The organism is Pseudomonas bohemica (genome assembly GCF_002934685.1).
Lineage (GTDB): Bacteria > Pseudomonadota > Gammaproteobacteria > Pseudomonadales > Pseudomonadaceae > Aquipseudomonas > Aquipseudomonas bohemica.
In genome coordinates this window covers 14223-31683 of the sequence record NZ_NKHL01000072.1, presented here as the reverse complement: position 1 = coordinate 31683, position 17461 = coordinate 14223, and the positions used below count along the sequence as shown (strand labels likewise).

Annotated in this window: 17 protein-coding genes and 1 pseudogene; 12 read left to right on the top strand and 6 right to left on the bottom strand. The window is 59.7% G+C overall.

Annotation, left to right across the window (positions count from 1 at the left end):
* Positions 1-140 precede the first annotated feature (140 nt).
* The 3 genes from CE491_RS02680 to CE491_RS02670 all read left to right on the top strand — a co-directional run bounded on the left by CE491_RS02680 (position 141) and on the right by CE491_RS02670 (position 1905).
* Positions 141-410, top strand: coding sequence for a DUF2790 domain-containing protein (locus CE491_RS02680; protein WP_110946829.1), 270 nt, complete (start codon positions 141-143; stop codon positions 408-410).
* A gap of 198 nt (positions 411-608) precedes the next feature.
* Positions 609-878: a DUF2790 domain-containing protein gene (locus CE491_RS02675; protein ID WP_110946828.1), complete on the top strand. Its 270-nt coding sequence runs from the start codon at positions 609-611 to the stop codon at positions 876-878.
* A gap of 259 nt (positions 879-1137) precedes the next feature.
* The gene (locus tag CE491_RS02670) at positions 1138-1905 is read left to right on the top strand and encodes a 2-keto-4-pentenoate hydratase (protein ID WP_110946827.1); all 768 of its coding nucleotides are present in this window, start codon (positions 1138-1140) and stop codon (positions 1903-1905) included.
* A 66-nt stretch (positions 1906-1971) separates the two neighbouring features.
* Here the strand turns inward: CE491_RS02670 and CE491_RS02665 are convergent, their stop codons facing one another.
* On the bottom strand, positions 1972-3123 hold the full coding sequence (locus CE491_RS02665) for a RodZ family helix-turn-helix domain-containing protein (RefSeq protein WP_110946826.1): 1152 nt from the start codon (positions 3121-3123) through the stop codon (positions 1972-1974).
* Positions 3124-3199: 76 nt separating this feature from the next.
* Positions 3200-4111 carry a LysR family transcriptional regulator gene (locus tag CE491_RS02660; RefSeq protein ID WP_110946825.1) on the bottom strand — a complete coding sequence of 304 codons (912 nt, stop codon included), beginning with the start codon at positions 4109-4111 and terminating at the stop codon, positions 3200-3202.
* 108 nt (positions 4112-4219) lie between these two features.
* Between CE491_RS02660 and gcl the strand changes: the two genes are divergently transcribed.
* From gcl to CE491_RS02645, 3 genes are all read left to right on the top strand, one after another.
* Complete coding sequence (gene gcl, locus CE491_RS02655; protein ID WP_110946824.1) at positions 4220-5995, top strand: glyoxylate carboligase; 1776 nt, start codon at positions 4220-4222, stop codon at positions 5993-5995.
* Between the two features lie 36 nt (positions 5996-6031).
* Positions 6032-6814, top strand: coding sequence for a hydroxypyruvate isomerase (hyi, locus tag CE491_RS02650; RefSeq protein WP_110946823.1), 783 nt, complete (start codon positions 6032-6034; stop codon positions 6812-6814).
* Positions 6815-6973: 159 nt separating this feature from the next.
* Positions 6974-7876 carry a 2-hydroxy-3-oxopropionate reductase gene (locus CE491_RS02645; protein WP_110946822.1) on the top strand — a complete coding sequence of 301 codons (903 nt, stop codon included), beginning with the start codon at positions 6974-6976 and terminating at the stop codon, positions 7874-7876.
* Between the two features lie 172 nt (positions 7877-8048).
* On the opposite strand, the gene CE491_RS02640 is transcribed toward CE491_RS02645, so the two are convergent.
* Positions 8049-9377, bottom strand: a complete 1329-nt coding sequence (locus CE491_RS02640) for an OprD family porin (RefSeq protein WP_110946821.1) — start codon at positions 9375-9377, stop codon at positions 8049-8051.
* 673 nt (positions 9378-10050) lie between these two features.
* On the opposite strand from CE491_RS02640, the gene CE491_RS02635 reads away from it, so the two are divergent.
* Positions 10051-10674 carry a TetR family transcriptional regulator C-terminal domain-containing protein gene (locus CE491_RS02635; protein ID WP_110946820.1) on the top strand — a complete coding sequence of 208 codons (624 nt, stop codon included), beginning with the start codon at positions 10051-10053 and terminating at the stop codon, positions 10672-10674.
* Positions 10675-10713: 39 nt separating this feature from the next.
* Here the strand turns inward: CE491_RS02635 and CE491_RS02630 are convergent.
* Positions 10714-11880 (bottom strand): annotated as a pseudogene (locus CE491_RS02630) (pyridoxal phosphate-dependent aminotransferase); the annotation flags it as partial.
* A 419-nt stretch (positions 11881-12299) separates the two neighbouring features.
* On the opposite strand from CE491_RS02630, the gene copC reads away from it, so the two are divergent.
* The 5 genes from copC (at position 12300) to CE491_RS02605 (ending at position 15722) form a co-directional block, all read left to right on the top strand.
* On the top strand, positions 12300-12686 hold the full coding sequence (gene copC / locus CE491_RS02625) for a copper homeostasis periplasmic binding protein CopC (RefSeq protein ID WP_110946818.1): 387 nt from the start codon (positions 12300-12302) through the stop codon (positions 12684-12686).
* A 4-nt stretch (positions 12687-12690) separates the two neighbouring features.
* The gene (gene copD, locus CE491_RS02620) at positions 12691-13563 is read left to right on the top strand and encodes a copper homeostasis membrane protein CopD (RefSeq protein ID WP_110946817.1); all 873 of its coding nucleotides are present in this window, start codon (positions 12691-12693) and stop codon (positions 13561-13563) included.
* An 85-nt stretch (positions 13564-13648) separates the two neighbouring features.
* A complete protein-coding gene (gene ada / locus CE491_RS02615; protein ID WP_110946816.1) occupies positions 13649-14758 on the top strand; it encodes a bifunctional DNA-binding transcriptional regulator/O6-methylguanine-DNA methyltransferase Ada in 1110 nt (369 codons plus the stop codon).
* Positions 14759-14805: 47 nt separating this feature from the next.
* Positions 14806-15255, top strand: coding sequence for a type II RES/Xre toxin-antitoxin system antitoxin (gene parS, locus CE491_RS02610; protein ID WP_234407482.1), 450 nt, complete (start codon positions 14806-14808; stop codon positions 15253-15255).
* A complete protein-coding gene (locus CE491_RS02605; RefSeq protein ID WP_110946814.1) occupies positions 15255-15722 on the top strand; it encodes an RES family NAD+ phosphorylase in 468 nt (155 codons plus the stop codon). The genes parS and CE491_RS02605 overlap by 1 nt, the downstream gene beginning before the upstream one ends.
* On the opposite strand, the gene acuI is transcribed toward CE491_RS02605, so the two are convergent.
* On the bottom strand, positions 15719-16702 hold the full coding sequence (gene acuI / locus CE491_RS02600) for an acrylyl-CoA reductase (NADPH) (RefSeq protein WP_110946813.1): 984 nt from the start codon (positions 16700-16702) through the stop codon (positions 15719-15721). The genes CE491_RS02605 and acuI overlap by 4 nt on opposite strands.
* Positions 16703-16749: 47 nt before the next feature.
* Positions 16750-17388 (bottom strand): acrylate utilization transcriptional regulator AcuR, encoded by a 639-nt coding sequence (acuR, locus tag CE491_RS02595; RefSeq protein WP_110946812.1) that lies wholly within the window; start codon positions 17386-17388, stop codon positions 16750-16752.
* Between the last annotated feature and the right edge of the window lie 73 nt (positions 17389-17461).

Below are 17461 nucleotides of genomic sequence, written 5' to 3'. Positions count from 1 at the left end.
GCCAAGAGCTACGCAGCCATGGTCACGCTGGCCTGCAGCCTACGTTGTATGCGGCAATACTTTTCGTACAAAACCTAGAATGCTCCACATCGAAACCATTAGCTGAGCCAGCTGCGCTAGCCGATTAGTTGGAGTTCATCATGAAATACGCACTGTTTGCCGCCTTGTCGCTGTGCAGTCTGTTCGCCTCGGCCAACGATACTATCGCCGGCCCGACAAATGCGTCCGCTCAGGGTGAGCCGTACGATTACAGCCAGGACCTGGACATCGCCAAGCTCGTGCGCATCAGCAACGCCAGCACCGCTGCCAGCGACTGCAAGCCACAGAAAGCGCAGATGGAGTACGTCGATAGCAAGGGCATCAGCCACAAACTTGAGTACACGCGTTTGGGAGATTGCGAGAAAGGTTGAGTATTTAAACCAAACTCACTATCAGCGAAAGGTTAAGCATGACTACTGCCTTGATAGTGATCTACTTATTACGCTCAACAGTTGCTGTTATCGACACTGACCGTTTCAGTACCAGCGCTGTCAAATTTTTACACTGGCAAGTTAATGAGAACACATCTCGCGCGGGATGATCGCTTTATTCGTTTCTGGAGATCCATCATGAAATACGCATTGTTCGCCGCACTCTCGATATTCAGCGCCTTCGCCTCGGCGAACGGCACAGTCAACGCTCCCGAGTCCGTTCCGCCCGCCGTCGAGTACAACTACTCGCAACACCTGGACATCGCCAAGGTCATCAGCATGAGCAGCGCCAGCGATGCCTCCAGCGCCTGCGGCCCGATTGAAGCGCACATGGTGTATATGGACAGCAAAGGCGCGACCCACAACCTGGCGTACACCCGTCTGGGTGACGGTTGCCAGAATGGTTGAGCCACCGCGCATCCATCTGCGCTTGCGTTTCGATCCCCATGGAAAAACCGCTGCCGGACAAAAGCAGCGGTTTTTTGCCGATAAAAGCCAGTGTCGCGCCTGATTTTGCACTGAGTTTTCAGGCGGCTACGTCTCAACGGATATTTCACGCGCTGTCATCGTATGCAAATGAGGTTAGAGTAGGCGCGCTGGCTCCGCAGTTCGACGCGTGTACCGCCTGTGGAGCGCTTTCCATTCAATAGCCTGAAGGAAGTCCCGCGTGAACCCACCGTCTCACCCAGCGAACATTGCCCAACTGATCGTCGACGCCATGCACAACGGTCAGAAACTCACCGAAATCCGTCCCGACTATGTGCCTGCCGACGCGGCCAGCGCCTATGCGTTGCAACGGGAGATCCTGCGTCTGCGCGACACCACCGTCGGCGGCTGGAAGGTCGGCTCGAAATCCACCTCCGGCGGCCCGATCAATGGCGCGTTGTTGCCCGAGGATGGCCTGTTCGCCAGTGGCAGCCAGGTGGAAATCGTCGATTATCCTCAGCCGATCCTGGAACTGGAAATCGCCTTGCGCCTCAATCGCGAGTTCACCCCGCGCGACGAGCCCTACTCCGATGAAGAAGTGCTGAGCAGCATCGGCTCAATGGGTACGACCATCGAAATAGTGTCGAGCCGTTTCGCCGCGTGGCCGAAGATCGAGCCGCTGCTGGCCCTGGGCGATCTACTCAACCACGGCGCGCTGATCGTCGGGGATTTCGTGCCCTACGATGCCGGCTTCCCGTTTCTCGAACCTGCGCTGACCTTCACCTTCGCCGGCGAAGATATCGTGCCGGGCGATGGTGCCAACCCCGCCGGCGATCCGCGTCGCTTGCTGCCGTGGGTGGTCAATCATCTCACCCGGAACGGGCAAAGCGTGACGCCGGACCTGGTGATCACAACGGGCTCCTACACCGGCATGTACCAGACCAAAGGGCCGGGGCTGGCGCTGGGCGAAATTCGTGGCTTGCCGCCGATCTCATTCGAGCTGATCTGACCGTCACTGCGCGCCCCGGCATTCGACGATTTGCTGCCGATCGAATGCTCCGGGAAGCGCCGCGCCTCAGGCCTTACCGAACGTCACGTCAAGTGACAGGGAGTCGGTGTGACGCATCGGATTACGCCCCTGCCCCAGGGTGTCGTCGTTCGGGTGCATGTAGGTCATGTCCGTGCCCAGCTCCCTGGTGAGGAAATCACCGCCTTTCTGCATCTTGTCCGTTGAGCCGTCGTAGAAGCCGGCGACGGTTTTGTCACCGGCTGCATCGGCAGAAACGATGTCATTCGATGCCTTGTCCGCGATGCTCTTGGTGTCGCCGATTTCGAAGCCTTTGCCATCGGTGGCGTGAATCGCTGCGTTACGTCCGTCGATGTCGCTGGTGTTGATGAAACCGTTGTAGAACTCCAGACGGCTGGCATCCGGTTTGTAGACGCCGTCCGCGGCCGCTTGCTTGAGCAGGCCGGTGGTGTCGTTCTCGAACTTCATCGTGCCCTTCTGCCCCGGCTGCAGGGTCAGTTCGGCGGTGAGTGTGTCGTTCTTGTCGAACTGCCCGATCTTGATTGGGTGATCCTGGGTGTTGGTGATGTTGAAAGAGCGCGGACCACTGCCTGCCGTCGGCCCGTCGCCCACGGAGGTGGCTGCACTGGTCTCTGGAGTCGATGTGGCAGCAGAGGCCGTTTCAGGTGCGGCGGTCTGCGGCGCTTGTGCATTGCTCGCCTGCGAATTCGCCGCGGGCTGTTCAGTGGCAGCAGCGGGTGATGTTGTCGACGCCTGGCCTGTGGCGTCGCCGGCCTGAGACGTTACTGCTGGCTGTTGAGCGGCATTCGCCACCGGGCTCGACGAGCCCACCGCTTGGCTGGCACTGTTCGCGGTTTGATCACCCGTACCGGTCTGGTTCTTCTGCATCATCTGGGCGATGAGCTGGAGTATCTGCTGGACGAGGTCCTTTACCTGGTTGCTCAACTGGCCGTCATCGGCATCGGCCGTTTTTTGCGGTGCGTTCACCCGACTGTCGCTCAGTTGCGAAGACCGCCCGCCGAAATCGACCTGAGCATTCTGCACTCCTGCGCCTGAAGCACCTCCGAAACTGATTTGCCCGCCATTGTGCCCGCTATTCGGCTTGCCATCCGTACCGCCCTTGAACGCATCCATGTGACCAAAATCGCTGCGGTCCAGACCAAATCCCTGCTGGGAAGGCCCGAGTATTTTCATCGACATGTGACACCTCGCGGACGGATTGAATACCGCATGAGTGGCGCGCAACGGGGTTTCGGTTCCCTGCCGTCGCAGTTCGCTAAGCGCCTTGCGTCCAATACCCCGGCCGGTTGTATACCTCCTTTAGAAAGGCGATGAAAAAGCGCACTTTGGCCGGCAGGTAATGCTGCTGCGGATACACGCCCTGAATGTCATAGCTGGGCAGCGCAAAGTCATCGAGCACCGTCAACAGCGCCCCACTTTCGATCTCGTTCTGGATTTCCCATGTCGAGCGCCAGCACAGCCCCAGACCACGTTTGGCCCAGTCGTAAAGCAGCTCGCCATCGTTGCAATACAGGTTACCCGCGACCTTGATCGCTACCGGTTTGCCGTCGCGCTGAAAGGTCCAGCCGCGATGCTGGCCGCCCTGCAGGTTGAACGACAGGCAATTGTGTTCGGCGAGATCTTCGAGGGTTTGCGGCAGCCCATGCTTGGCGAAATACTGCGGCGAGCCACAGACCACGCGTTTGTTGGCGAACAGCTTGATGGCGACATAGTTGGGATCGAGTACCTCGCCGATGCGGATACTCATGTCGTAGCCCTCGCGGACCAGATCGACGACGTTGTCCGTCAGGTTGAATGACAGCTGCAGATCGGGAAAACGCGCCTGGAATTCCGGCGCGTGAGGTGCCACGTGCTGACGCCCGAAGCCGGCTGGCGCTGACACAACCAAATGCCCGCGCACGCTGTTTTCGTTTTCGCTGATGCTGGCGTCCAACTCCTCGAACGATTGCAGGACCAGCTTGGCACTTTCCAGATACGACTCGCCGGCGTCGGTCAGAGTCAGCCCCCGAGTCGAGCGGTGAATGAGTTTCACCCCCAGCCGATCCTCCAGCGCGCTCAGTCGTCTGCCCATGATCACCGGCGTAACCCCTTCCACCAGCGCCGCCGCCGCGAAACTGCCATGGGTGGCGACCAGCACGTAGCTGCGCACTTCTGTGTAACGATCCATTCGATACTCCTGATACCGACAGAACTGCCAAAAGCAGCCATTCACAAAAACTTCAATTCAAATCACGCTACTTACGTACAAAAACTATCGAGTTCAGGAGACTAACAAATGACCATCATGAGAGCCATCGAAGCCGCCGTTCTGGTGATGCGTCGCGAAGGGGTCGATACCGCTTTCGGTATCCCCGGCGCTGCCATCAACCCGCTGTACGCCGCATTCAAAAAACTCGGCGGCATCGATCATGTGCTGGCGCGCCACGTCGAAGGCGCTTCGCACATGGCCGAGGGTTATACCCGTGCCATCGCCGGCAACATCGGTGTATGCATCGGCACCTCCGGGCCTGCCGGCACCGACATGATCACCGGTCTCTACTCGGCCTCCGCTGACTCGATCCCGATCCTGTGCATTACCGGGCAAGCGCCACGTGCTCGCATGCATAAGGAAGATTTCCAGGCAGTCGACATCGCGGCCATTGCCTCGCCAGTCGCCAAATGGGCCACCACCGTCATGGAACCGGGCCAAGTGCCTTACGTGTTTCAGAAGGCCTTCCAACTGATGCGCAGCGGTCGTCCTGGCCCTGTATTGATCGACCTGCCGTTCGACGTGCAAATGGCCGAGATCGAATTCGACATCGACGCCTACGAACCGCTGCCAGTGATCAAGCCCCAGGCCAGCCGCAACCAGATCGAAAAAGCCCTGACAATGCTCAACGCTTCCGAGCGCCCTTTGATCGTCGCCGGTGGCGGCATCATCAACGCAGATGCCTCTGACGCGCTGGTGGAGTTCGCCGAGCTGACCGGGATTCCGGTGATTCCTACCCTGATGGGCTGGGGCGCCATTCCCGACGATCACCCGCAGATGGCGGGTATGGTCGGCCTGCAGACTTCCCACCGCTACGGCAACGCGACAATGCTGGAATCGGACATGGTGCTGGGCATCGGCAACCGCTGGGCCAACCGTCATACCGGGACGGTTTCGGTGTACAGCGAGGGTCGCAAGTTCATCCACGTCGACATCGAACCGACCCAGATCGGCCGGGTATTAATGCCGGACCTGGGCATCGTTTCCGATGCTGGCGCGGCGCTGTCGATGTTCCTTGAAGTCGCTCGCGAATGGCACACCGCAGGCAAGCTGAAAGATCGCAGCCAGTGGCTGGCCAGCTGCCAGGAGCGCAAGCGCACGATGCAGCGCAAGACCCACTACGACAACGTGCCGGTCAAGCCGCAGCGTGTTTACCAAGAGATGAACCAGTACTTCGGCAAGGACACCTGCTACGTCAGCACGATCGGTCTGTCGCAAATTGCCGGCGCGCAGTTCCTGCACGTCTACAAACCTCGCCATTGGATCAACTGTGGTCAGGCCGGCCCGCTGGGCTGGACCATTCCCGCAGCGCTGGGTGTGGCCAAGGCCGACCCGAGCCGCAAGGTGGTCGCGCTGTCGGGCGACTACGACTTCCAGTTCATGATCGAGGAACTGGCAGTGGGCGCGCAGTTCAAGCTGCCGTACATCCACGTTGTGGTGAATAACTCATACCTGGGCCTGATCCGTCAGGCGCAGCGCAACTTCGACATCGATTACTGCGTGCAACTGGCGTTCGACAACATCAACGCCCCCGAACTGGAAGGCTATGGCGTGGACCACATCGCCGTCGCCGAGGGTCTGGGCTGCAAGGCGATCAGGGTCAGCGACCCGGCGCACATCCAGGCCGCGCTCGCCGAGGCCACCGGCCTGATGCAGCAGTACAGCGTCCCGGTGGTGGTCGAAGTGATCCTTGAGCGAGTGACCAACATCGCCATGGGCACCGAGATCAATGCGATCAACGAATTCGAATCGCTGGCCGAAAGCCGCGCCGACGCCCCTACCGCCATCAGCCTGCTGGACTGATCGGCGCCACAGAACAACGAGAGAAAGGAGCAAGCCATGCCACGTCTTTGCGCCAACCTGTCCATGCTGTTCACCGAGCTGGATTTTCTGCAACGCTTCGAAGCTGCCGCCAACGCCGGTTTCAACGGGGTCGAGTATCTGTTTCCGTATGACTTCAGCTCGGCGCAGATCAAGGCCGAACTGGAGGCCAACGGGCTGACTCAAGTGTTGTTCAACCTGCCCGCTGGCGATTGGGCCAAGGGTGAACGCGGGATCGCCTGCCACCCGGACCGGGTCGAGGAGTTCTACGCCGGGGTCGACCTGGCCATCGCCTACGCCAAAGTGCTGGGCAACACCCAAATCAACTGCCTAGCCGGAATCAAGCCGCAGGGCTTCGACGATGCGCTGATCGAGAAAACCTTCGTCGACAACCTCAGATACGCTGCCGACAAGCTGCAGGCTCAGGGTATCGATCTGGTCATGGAGATGATCAACACCCTGGATATTCCAGACTTCTACCTGAACACCACGGCCCAGGCTCTGGCGATCCGGGAGAAAGTCGGCAGCCGCAATCTGTCGTTGCAGTACGACATCTATCACATGCAAATCATGGAAGGCGATTTGGCCCGTACCATTGAAAAAAACCTGCCGGTGATCCGTCACGTGCAACTGGCGGACAACCCCGGCCGGCATGAACCGGGGACTGGCGAAATCAATTACGGTTTCCTGTTCGGGCATCTGGACAAGCTAGGTTATCGGGGCTGGATCGGCTGCGAGTACAAGCCATTGACCACGACCGAAGCGGGCCTGGGCTGGTTGAAAACCCACAATATGATCTGACACCGATCCCTGTAGGCGCGCGCCTGGTCTGGGCCGCATTCGGACGACACGTTCGTCATAGGCAAATCCCATCGCGGGCAAGCGCGCCCCTACAAAAAACATTCTGCGTCGACGCCCAACATCATTTTCTCGGCGCGCGTTATTAGAGAGGAATATCTCATGGCTAACATAGGATTCATCGGCACCGGCATCATGGGCCTGCCAATGGCAGAAAACCTGCAGAAAGCAGGTCATCAGCTGTTCCTGTCCAAACACTTTTCGGCACCACCCGCTGCGCTGGTCGAAGGCGGGGCCACCGTTTTGGGCAATCCCCGCGAAGTGGCTCAGGAAGCCGAATTCATCATCGTCATGCTGCCTGACACCCCTCAGGTCAACGACGTGCTGTTCGGCGAGAACGGGCTGAGTGAAGGCACCGGCGCGGGCAAGGTGGTGATCGACATGAGCTCGATTTCCCCTTCCGCCACCAAAGCCTTTGCCGAGAAAATCAACGCCACCGGTGCGCAATACCTGGATGCGCCGGTCTCGGGCGGCGAAGTCGGCGCCAAGGCCGCGACCCTCAGCATCATGGTAGGCGGCAATCAAGGCACCTTCGACCGCGCCCTGCCCCTGTTCCAGACCATGGGCAAGAACATCACCCTGGTCGGCGGTAATGGCGATGGTCAGACCGCCAAGGTCGCCAACCAAATCATCGTCGCGTTGAATATCCAGGCAGTGGCCGAGGCGCTGCTGTTCGCCTCGAAGAACGGTGCGGATCCGGCCAAAGTCCGTGAAGCGCTGATGGGTGGGTTTGCGTCATCGAAAATCCTTGAAGTCCACGGCGAACGCATGATCAAGGGCACATTCAACCCGGGCTTTCGCATCGCCCTGCATCAGAAAGACCTCAACTTGGCCCTCGAAGGCGCACGGGAACTGAGCCTCAACCTGCCCAACACCGCCAATGCCCAACAGGTATTCAGCACCTGCGCGGCATTGGGCGGCAGCGGTTGGGACCACTCAGGGCTGATCAAGGGCCTGGAACACATGGCCAATTTCTCGATCCGGGGCGATCACACGCCTGAGTGATGCAGGGGTGGTGCGAAGAATAATGTTCGGCATCAAAACTCGCAGTGCGTTAGCTTCAATCCGCCAAGCCTTCGCTCTTCCCAGGCGAAGAAAATCACCCACCGCCGAAAACCAAAAAAGCCAGACGCCCTAAACAGAGCGTCTGGCTTTTCCTACGACACAACCACCAAAATCAGAACACGTTGATCGGATAATCGGCGATCAGACGCAATTCATTGTTATCCCCTTCCGCCTGATCAGCATTCCCACGGTGGAACGACTGACGCATACGCAATGCCAGGTCCTTGGCCGGACCCGACTGCACCACATACTTGGCCTCGACATCGGTCTCATGATGCTTGCCATCATCACCATACCCATAATTCACATAGGTACTGTTCGACGGCATATGCGACCCGTCGATATTGTCACCGGTGATATACCGCGCCATGAAACTAAGCCCCGGCACGCCATAGCTCGCCATATTCAGGTCATAACGCGCCTGCCATGACTTCTCCCCCGGACCGTTGAAGTCGGAATATTGCACCGAGTTCGCCAGGAAGATCGAGTCCGCCGTATCGCCTGGGCCGTTAATACCAAAGGCCACATAATCGAACGGCGTATCGCCATGAACTTTCTGGTAAGACAGGGTGACGGTATGCGCCGTCAGGAAAGAATAAGCCGCGGCCAGCGACCACGTGGTGTTACTGATATCACCGGCCTTGGCGGAACCTGCATCATTGGTACGATAGATATTAAAGTCGAAGTTGACAGACTGATCGCCAGTGATCGCCTGAGTGTAATTCACATTGGCGTAGTACTGATCCCAGACATCCTTGAGGTTGGAACCGTACAGGCTCGCCGTCAGATTGTCGCTGAACGCGTACTTGCCGCCCGCATAGTCAACGCTGGTGGCCGTAACGCCGGCGTACGACGCATAGATATCATGATCATGGTTGGTGGTGACCGGGCCGTTGCCGCCGGTGAAATGACCGCCGTCGAGTTCAAGACCGGCGATATCGCTGCTCAGCAGATTGAAGCCGGTAGCGGTCTGCGGGAACAGACGCGAGCCCCCTGCGGCAAAGACCGGCGCAGTCGGCATCAAATCGCCGTAACGCAGTTCGGTCTTGGAAATACGCATCTTGATGGCCCCGCCAGCGGTGCCGTACTCATCTTCCGGCTCGCCGTGACGGTCCACCGGCAGGTTACCGGTACCCGCTGTGCCAGCGCCGCCATCGAGCTTGATGCCCCAGTAGCCATAGGCGTCGACACCGAAACCAACGGTGCCTTGAGTGAAGCCGGAGCTGAAGTTGCCCAGCACACCCTGTGTCCAGTCCTTGCGGTCGCCACCGCCATTCTTGCCATCGCGATTGAAGTAATAGTTCTTGAGATGAACCGTCAGGCTGCTGTCTTCGACAAAGCCCTTGGCGTCGGACTGGTCACTGATAACCCCTGCCGCTGCCAGTTGACTCACGCCCAGCGAAACCGCGAGCGTCACGAGGTTCCATTTCACAAACGTCATTATTATCCCCTGTCTCAATTAAGGCCCAACGTTCCGCAGACCCTGAAATACAGGGCATCCTCCTGAGTTCAGGCGAGATATGAAACGGTGGAATTCGCGCTATGGCAGATGGGCAAAATACATCAACACCGTAATTGATCTTCACGGTAAATCGACAGGCTCTCAGCCCGTTTCCTTATTGTTTCGACGAGGCCCGCCAGACCCCATTTTGTACCGAATGTGCCCTCCGGACCGAAAAACTTTTAGCATTTTTCCGCTGAACGGTTCATGAATGGGTCGTGATAGTCACTATCGATCTTCGTAATAGTTCAAATGTTCCTTGCGGTGTTACCGTTGTCGGCGATGAAGCACACGAATCAATGACCTGATGAATCCGCAGCATCAGGTGATCGAATCTTGCTCCACTTCATCATTCCTTTGGTAAGACTTTTTAGCCACCTCACGCCAGTGCGGTGGTTTTTTTTATTTAAATATTTTTTCATGCTCTTTTCACTAACCCGTTAATTCACCCGGTAATGGGTCGAACCGCGCTAATTGAAGTTTCCGATATTCGCAGAATCACGCAAGTTTGCCTCTCTCATGTCTGCAATGAACGCCGGACGATAACCTCTATAGCCACTGAACATCCGTTCAATTAATCTGCACCTCTCTCTCAGTGTTTAACGGAGTGTGTGTGGAAGCAGATGGCCGAAAATTTCGCCGCGCCGGGCCGGATGAACGTCGCGATCTGCTCGTGGGCGCCGCACTCAAATGCTTGTCCCATGAGGGGCACGCAGGTATTTCCGTGCGCCGCATCGCCAAACAAGCCGGTGTTTCCGTAGGACTGTTGAACCATCATTTCGGCGGCATCGATGCACTCATCGCCGAGGCGTATCAAAAGCTCTCTCTGGACCTCACCGATTCCCTGAAGGCCGAGGTGGAAAAGGCTCAGACCGCCGCTGAGCGTCTGGACGCTTTTCTCATCGGCTCATTTTCCAGCCGCATTCTGGATCAGGCGCTGCTGGGCGTGTGGGTGGTGTTCTGGAGCCTGGTTCGCCACTCCCCCGCCGTTCACGACGCCCATGAGCAAGGCTACGGTGCCTATCGCAGGCTGGTAAAGGAATTGCTCGGCGCACTTGCCGCAGAAGAAGGCTTCGTCATCGATGACGTCCGTCTCGCAGCGATCGGCCTGTCTGCGACGCTCGACGGGCTGTGGCTCGAGTGGTGCCTGAACCCGTCGACCTTCAGTGCGGAAAACGGCCTGCTGATCTGCCGTCGTTGGGTGGTTGGTCTGCGTCGTGGGGCGTTTTCGGCGTGAAGTGAAACCAGACGATGATCAGCGACACTGCCGCTCGACCAGCTTCCTGACAAACCATACGATCCGCTCACACGCCTCAGCCAGTTGCTCGTCGCTCAAAGTAAACGACAAGCGCACGAAGCCCTGGGCCGGCTCGCCGAACGCTGCCGCATCGAGCACCGACACACCGGTCTCACGAAACAAACGCCAGGCAAAGTCCAGCGAACTCAGGCCGGTGCCACGTACGTCGACCAACACGAACATCCCCGCATCCGGCTTCAACACGGCGATCCCGGGACAATCGCTCAACCGCTCCGCCACCAGATCGCGGCGGCCTCGGTAGATATCGCGCATACCCCTTGTGACCTCGTCATGGGCCAACACCGCCGCCAAAGCGCCTTCCATGACGAAACCCGGCAAACCGTAAAGCATGCTCAGCGCCAGGTTCTCCGCATGGCCGATCAGCTCGGGATCGGCCACCAGCCAGCCGATGCGCCAGCCAGTCATGGCGTGTGACTTGGACAGGCTGCCGACCGCCACGCAACGTTGCTCCATCCCCGGCAGACTGGCCAGACTCACATGCTCAGGCTCGTAACAGAGGCTCTCGTAAACCTCGTCTACCACCACCCAGAGGTCATGGGCAATCGCCAGGTCCGCGATGATCTGCAGCTCCTCGCGATCCAGCACCACGCCGGTCGGGTTGTTGGGATTGGACAGAAAGATCGCCCGGGTGCGCCCGGTGATGGCGCCGGTCAGGTTCTGCGCGTTCAGGCGAAACCCTGAATCGGCATCGCAGGCCGCACGCACCACCGTGGCGCCCGAAGCCCGGAGCGTTGCCTCATAGGTCACATACATCGGATCGAGGACCACAACCTCATCCCCAGCCTGCAGCAGGCACAGTGAAGCCATGAACAAGGCGTTCTGCGCCCCGGCCACGGCAATGACGTTCCGCGCCTCGACGTCCCGACCGAACTTGGCCGCACAACGCGCAGCGATGGCCTGACGCAGGCGGGGTCGACCGGGAATGTCGGCATAATGGGTGTCGCCGCCACGCAGGGCGCTGATGGCTGCGTCGGTAATGAATTCAGGGGTGGCGAAATCCGGGTCACCGATGCTCAGGATGATCACATCCTGACTCTCGCGCTGAGCCTCGAAGGCCGCGTGATGAATGTCCCAGGCGGCAACGCCGTGGCCGGCAATTCGTTCGACGAAGGGAGAAAAGCGCATGCCAGGACCTCTTTTTTCAAACTGCGAGGGGAAGATCGCAAACAGCCTTGCGAAAACGAAAGAAGGGGCAACATAGATCAAACTGAACAGTCGTTCAATAGCCGCGCCGGATCGCAACGACTCTGGTCAGACTTGCGAAAGATCAAGCTGCAACCGACCTACCTTCACGCCGCGGTATTGACTGATTAACCACTGGATAGTGATCTTTCTGTTTGCAGCAAGCCTCCTTTCGAAGACCTGCAGATCCTGGCCCGAAGCGCGCAGAAGGAGCTGCCCGCGAGAACGCGCGATTGGCGTATTAACTGGAGTCCGCGGACACTTTCTGGTCTAGTAGCGCTCGCATTTACTGGGAATCGACAGGTATCGATTCTTGACATGAACATGCTGCAAATGCTGCCGCAAAACCAAAGGTGCCCTTGATGTCTGCCCAACGTATAAAGCTCGCCCTCTCCTGCCTCTCTCTGATTGCATGCCTGACCGCCACTTCCGCCTTCGCCCACGCTCATCTGGAAAGCCAGCTGCCGGCCGCCGATAGCGAAGTGACCACGCCCAGGGAATTGCGCCTGAATTTCTCCGAAGGCGTCGAAGAAAAATTCACCAAGGTCGCGATCAGCCTCGACGGCCCGGGCGAGAGCACTGAAATCATCCAGACCCAGAGCGTAACCACCGATCCTGTCGACAAAAAGGTGTTGATCGTGGTCCCGGCCGTGCCGCTGGCGCCGGGCAAGTACAAGGTCGAATGGCACGCGGTTTCCGTGGATACCCACAAAAGCGAAGGGGTCTATCGCTTCAAGGTAACGCCGTAACGTCATGCAAGAAGGATTGATTCTGTGCCGATTCCTGCATTTCGGCGCGGTCTTGCTGCTGTTCGGCAGCGGCGTGTTTCGCCACATACTGTTCACCTCTGCCCTGCAGGGGTTTGAGCTCGGCCCGGCACGCCGTCGACTGGACCGCGCGTTGGTTTGGCTCAGCTGTGTGGCGTTGCTCAGCGCGCTCGGGTGGCTGATGCTGACCGCTGCGAACATGGCCGGCGACTGGCACGACGCTGTCGATCCCGCAACTGTCGCGCTGGTGCTGGGGCATACCTTTTTCGGCCATGTCTGGATCGTACACCTCGTCCTCAATGCACTGGTCCTATTGTGGACGCTTCGGGGATCGCGGTCTGCGCCACGCCTGTGGCTGTCGCTCAATGCATTGCTGTTGCTGACCCTGGCGCCAGTGGGTCACGGCGCCATGTTCGACGGGGCTCGGGGCCAGTTGCTGATCTTGAATCAGATGCTTCACCTGATCGGCGTTGGCACCTGGCTCGGCGGCCTGCTGATGCTCGCTGTGCTGTTGATCGCTGCCAGCGAGGTCGATTTACGCGGCGTACTGCTGCGATTCAGCGGGATCGGTTATGGGTTGGTGGCGCTGATCATCGTGACCGGCATGATCAATGTCCGCGCGCTGAGTGGCGCTGTCTGGCCGCAGCCTGCCCTGTCGGGATTCGGGTTGGTGCTGGCGGTCAAAGTGGCGCTGGTGCTGTGCATGCTGGCGCTGGCGGGGGTGAATCGCGGGCTGGCTCGCGCGCAAGTGCTGCAGATGACAGCGTTGCGTGTGAGTGTGCTGCTCGAATGTGCGTTTGGTGCCGCCGCACTGGCGGCGGTTTCGCTGCTGGGCACGTTGCCGCCGCTGCTTGGCTGAATTTGATCGCAAGACTCGGAGTTTCAGTCGCCGGTGCAGGCTTTAGCCTGCGCATACAGAGAGCCACCCGCCGAGGTAACCGGTCATGAGCCAGCGCAAATCCCACCAGAGCGCCCAGAATATCCAGGACGACCCGCGCTGGGCGGCGGTCGTGGCCCGTGATACGGCCGCTGACGCGCAGTTCGTCTACGCCGTTCGCACCACGGGCATTTACTGCCGCCCCAGCAGCGTCTCGCGTCTGCCGCGCCCGGAAAACGTCGTGTTTTTCGACAGCCCCGCCCTGGCCGAGGCTGCCGGTTACCGCCCAAGCAAACGCGCGGCGGCTGATCAAACGCACCTGGCCGAGCAGCGTGCGCTGCTGGTGGCGCGGGCCTGTCGGCAGATTGTCGACGCCGAATACTTGCCCACTCTCAACGAGCTCGCAGGGCCGTCCGGCATGAGTCCCTGGCATTTCCATCGGGTGTTCAAGGCCGTCACCGGCGTCACTCCGAAAGCCTGGGCCAACGCCCACCGGGCCGATCGGGTCCGTAGCCGTCTCGGCGATACCTCGACCATCACTGAGGCCATGTACGACGCGGGCTTCAACTCCAACAGCCGGTTTTACGAAGCCAGCGACAAGTTGCTGGGCATGAAACCCTCGGACTACCGCAAAGGCGGCGCCAACGCCGACATCCGTTTCGCGGTCGGTGAATGTTTTCTCGGCTCGATACTGGTTGCGCAAAGCCAGCGCGGCGTCTGCTCGATTCTGCTGGGCGACGATCCTGACCAACTGGTGCGCGACCTGCAGGATCAGTTTCACAACGCCACGCTCATCGGCGGCGATCAGCAATTCGAGCAACTGATCGCGCAGGTCGTGGGTTTCATCGAAGCCCCCGGTCTGGGACTGGATCTGCCCCTCGACTTGCAGGGCACAGCGTTTCAGCAACGGGTGTGGCAGGCGTTGATCCAGATTCCGCCGGGCACCACCGCCAGCTATGCAGAGATCGCCCAACGCATCGGCGCACCCCGCTCTTTTCGCGCAGTGGCCCAGGCCTGTGGTGCCAATAGTCTGGCCGTGGCCATTCCCTGTCATCGCGTGGTGCGCAGTGACGGTGGCCTCTCGGGCTATCGCTGGGGAGCCGAGCGCAAGCGGCAACTGCTCGACCGCGAAGCACAGGCAAACCCGTGTAACAGCTTGGGACTTGAGAAACGGTGACAGGGGCGTAACGTCCTGCCCCGGACATCTGATCAAGGAGCATGGACGTGCCTGCCATTTTTCAAGCGTCGACTCACGCGGCCTCGCCCGCCTTCTGGCTGATCGCAGATCAGCTCAACACCCGCAATGAAACCGAACGCCTGGCCTACATCCGCACCGGCTTTCCTCCGGGATGGGTCAAGGCGGTGCGCAATGCCTTTCAACTGAACAACGCTCAACTGGAAGCACTGCTCAATGCCTCGATCTCAACGCTGGAGCGCCGACAGCGACAACGGCGCCCGCTGGATCTGGTGGGTTCAGAACGGCTGGACCGGGTCGCCTCGCTGGCGATCCGCGCCGCCGAAGTCTTCGAAGATCAGGACACTGCGCGACGCTGGATGATGACGCCGAACAGGGCGCTCAACGACCAGACCCCCATTGCCCTGTGCGAAACCGAAATCGGCTCCAGCCAGGTGCGTCGGGTGCTGGCAGCGTTGCGGCACGGGGGGGTGGTCTGATGCAGGCCTGGCGAATCGGCAAGGCCGAGGACATCGAGGATCTGTCCGGCGCTGGCGCGGCGCAGTTCGGCGGGCGCTGGAATCCCCCCGACCAGCCAGCGATATACCTGGGCTTGAGTCCGTCGGGGTGTGCGCTTGACCCCGTAATACTGGCCGGACACGTGCCGCACCTGCCCTTCAAGCTCATGCACCTGCAATTGCCCCGCGACCCGGAGCTGTACGAAGAGCCGCCGCTGGCCGAGCTGCCTCTGGGCTGGGATAACTTGCCGCCGGACAGACCCAGCATGGAGTTCGGCGGCCGCTGGCTTGCACGCAACGAGCACTTCGGGCTGATCCTGCCATCGGCAGCCATGGATGGCACACGCTGTCTGCTGGTCAACCCTTGGCACCCCGCCTGCAGCCGGATCAGTGTGGTGCAGATCACCGATTTCATTTACGGCAAACCGGGCGCACGACGAGCCGCCTAGCGCTGGGTGTCGACCACGACCCTGCCACGCACCTGCCCATCCATCAGCCGATGGGCAGTCTCGATCACCTCGCTCAGGCCGATCTGGTGGCTAATCAACGCCAGCGCGGCAGGGTTCAGATCAGTGGCCAGACGCGCCCAGGCATCGATGCGGTCCTGACGCGGGCGCATCACACTGTCAATGCCGGCCAGAGTCACGCCCCGCAGAATAAAGGGCGCCACCGAAGCCGGAAACTCCATGCCTTGCGCCAGCCCGCACGCGGCGACCGTTCCCCAATAACGCGTGCTCGCGCAGATGTTGGCCAATGTGTGGCTGCCCACCGAATCGATCGCGCCGGCCCAGCGCTCCCTGGTCAGCGGACGTCCCGGTTCGGACAAGGTCGCGCGATCGATGATTTCAGCAGCGCCCAATTGTTTCAGGTAGTCGCTTTCATCGATGCGGCCGGTGGACGCCACGACGCGATAACCGAGCGTTGCCAGCAATGCAATCGAGAAGCTGCCGACGCCGCCGTTAGCACCGGTCACCAACACCTCGCCCTTATCCGGGGTCACGCCGTTTTTCTCCAACGCAATGATGGCGAGCATCGCCGTGTACCCGGCCGTGCCAATAGCCATGGCCTGAGCGGGGGTGAACGCCGGGTTCAGCGGGATCAGCCATTTGCCTTCGAGCCGAGCCAACTGCGCCAGCCCGCCCCAGTGCCCTTCGCCCACGCCCCAACCGTTAAGCACGACCTGATCGCCGGGCTTGAAATCCGGATCACTGCTTTGCTCAACGGTGCCGGCGAGATCAATCCCCGGCACCATTGGAAACTTGCGCACGATCGGGCCTTTACCGGTGATTGCCAGCGCATCCTTGTAATTGAGCGTGCTGTGAGACACCCGTACCTTCACGTCGCCAGCGGGCAGTTGCGCTTCGTCAATGGTTGCCAGCTTGACGTGATAACCGCCGTCGTCTTTTTCGATAAAAATGCCCTTGAACATGCCTTGCCTCCTATATAGACCGGCCGTCTAGAAATAGAGCCGAAGAATCAGCGTGGTAGGCCACGAAGAAACCCGGTGATGAAAGTATTCAGGGGAGCATCGCTTTGAACCAGCCGCGCGCGCAGCACGGCCCCCTCCCAGCCAATCCAGAAATAGGCCGCCAGCTGGTCGGTGTCAGTATGAAGCGGCAACTCACCTGCCTGTTTGGCTTCCTCGAAACAGGTACAGAGGCGTATTTGCCAGTCGAGGAAAATCCTTTCCAGGGCGTCGCGAAACCCTTCGGGGAGCATGCTGACTTCCTGCCCCATATTCCCGACCAGACAGCCGCGGCGATATTCATAACGGGCCATGCTGACCTTGGAATGCTGAACGAATCCGGCCAGTCGCTCCAGTGGCGACAGCGCTTCGTCCAGCAACCAACGGTCCAGACGCTTGGCAAAATACTCGGCGTAACTTGCCAGCACCGCGAGACCGAAGGCTTCTTTGCTGGCGAAATAGTGATAGAACGAGCCTTTGGGCACGCCTACGCGCTTGAGAATGCCGTCAATGCCCGTGGCCATGAAGCCCTGCTCGGTCAGCACTTCCACGCCACAGCGGATCAGCGCCTGGCGGGTATCGAAGTCTTCGGCGCGGGCGATCTTGGGAGGACGGCCGGGCCGTCTGGGTTTTGCGATGATGTCGGTCATGGGGTTGCATATTAGACCGACCGTCTATTAAATCAATCAAACATTTGAACAGCCAAAGCGACGACCCTCATAA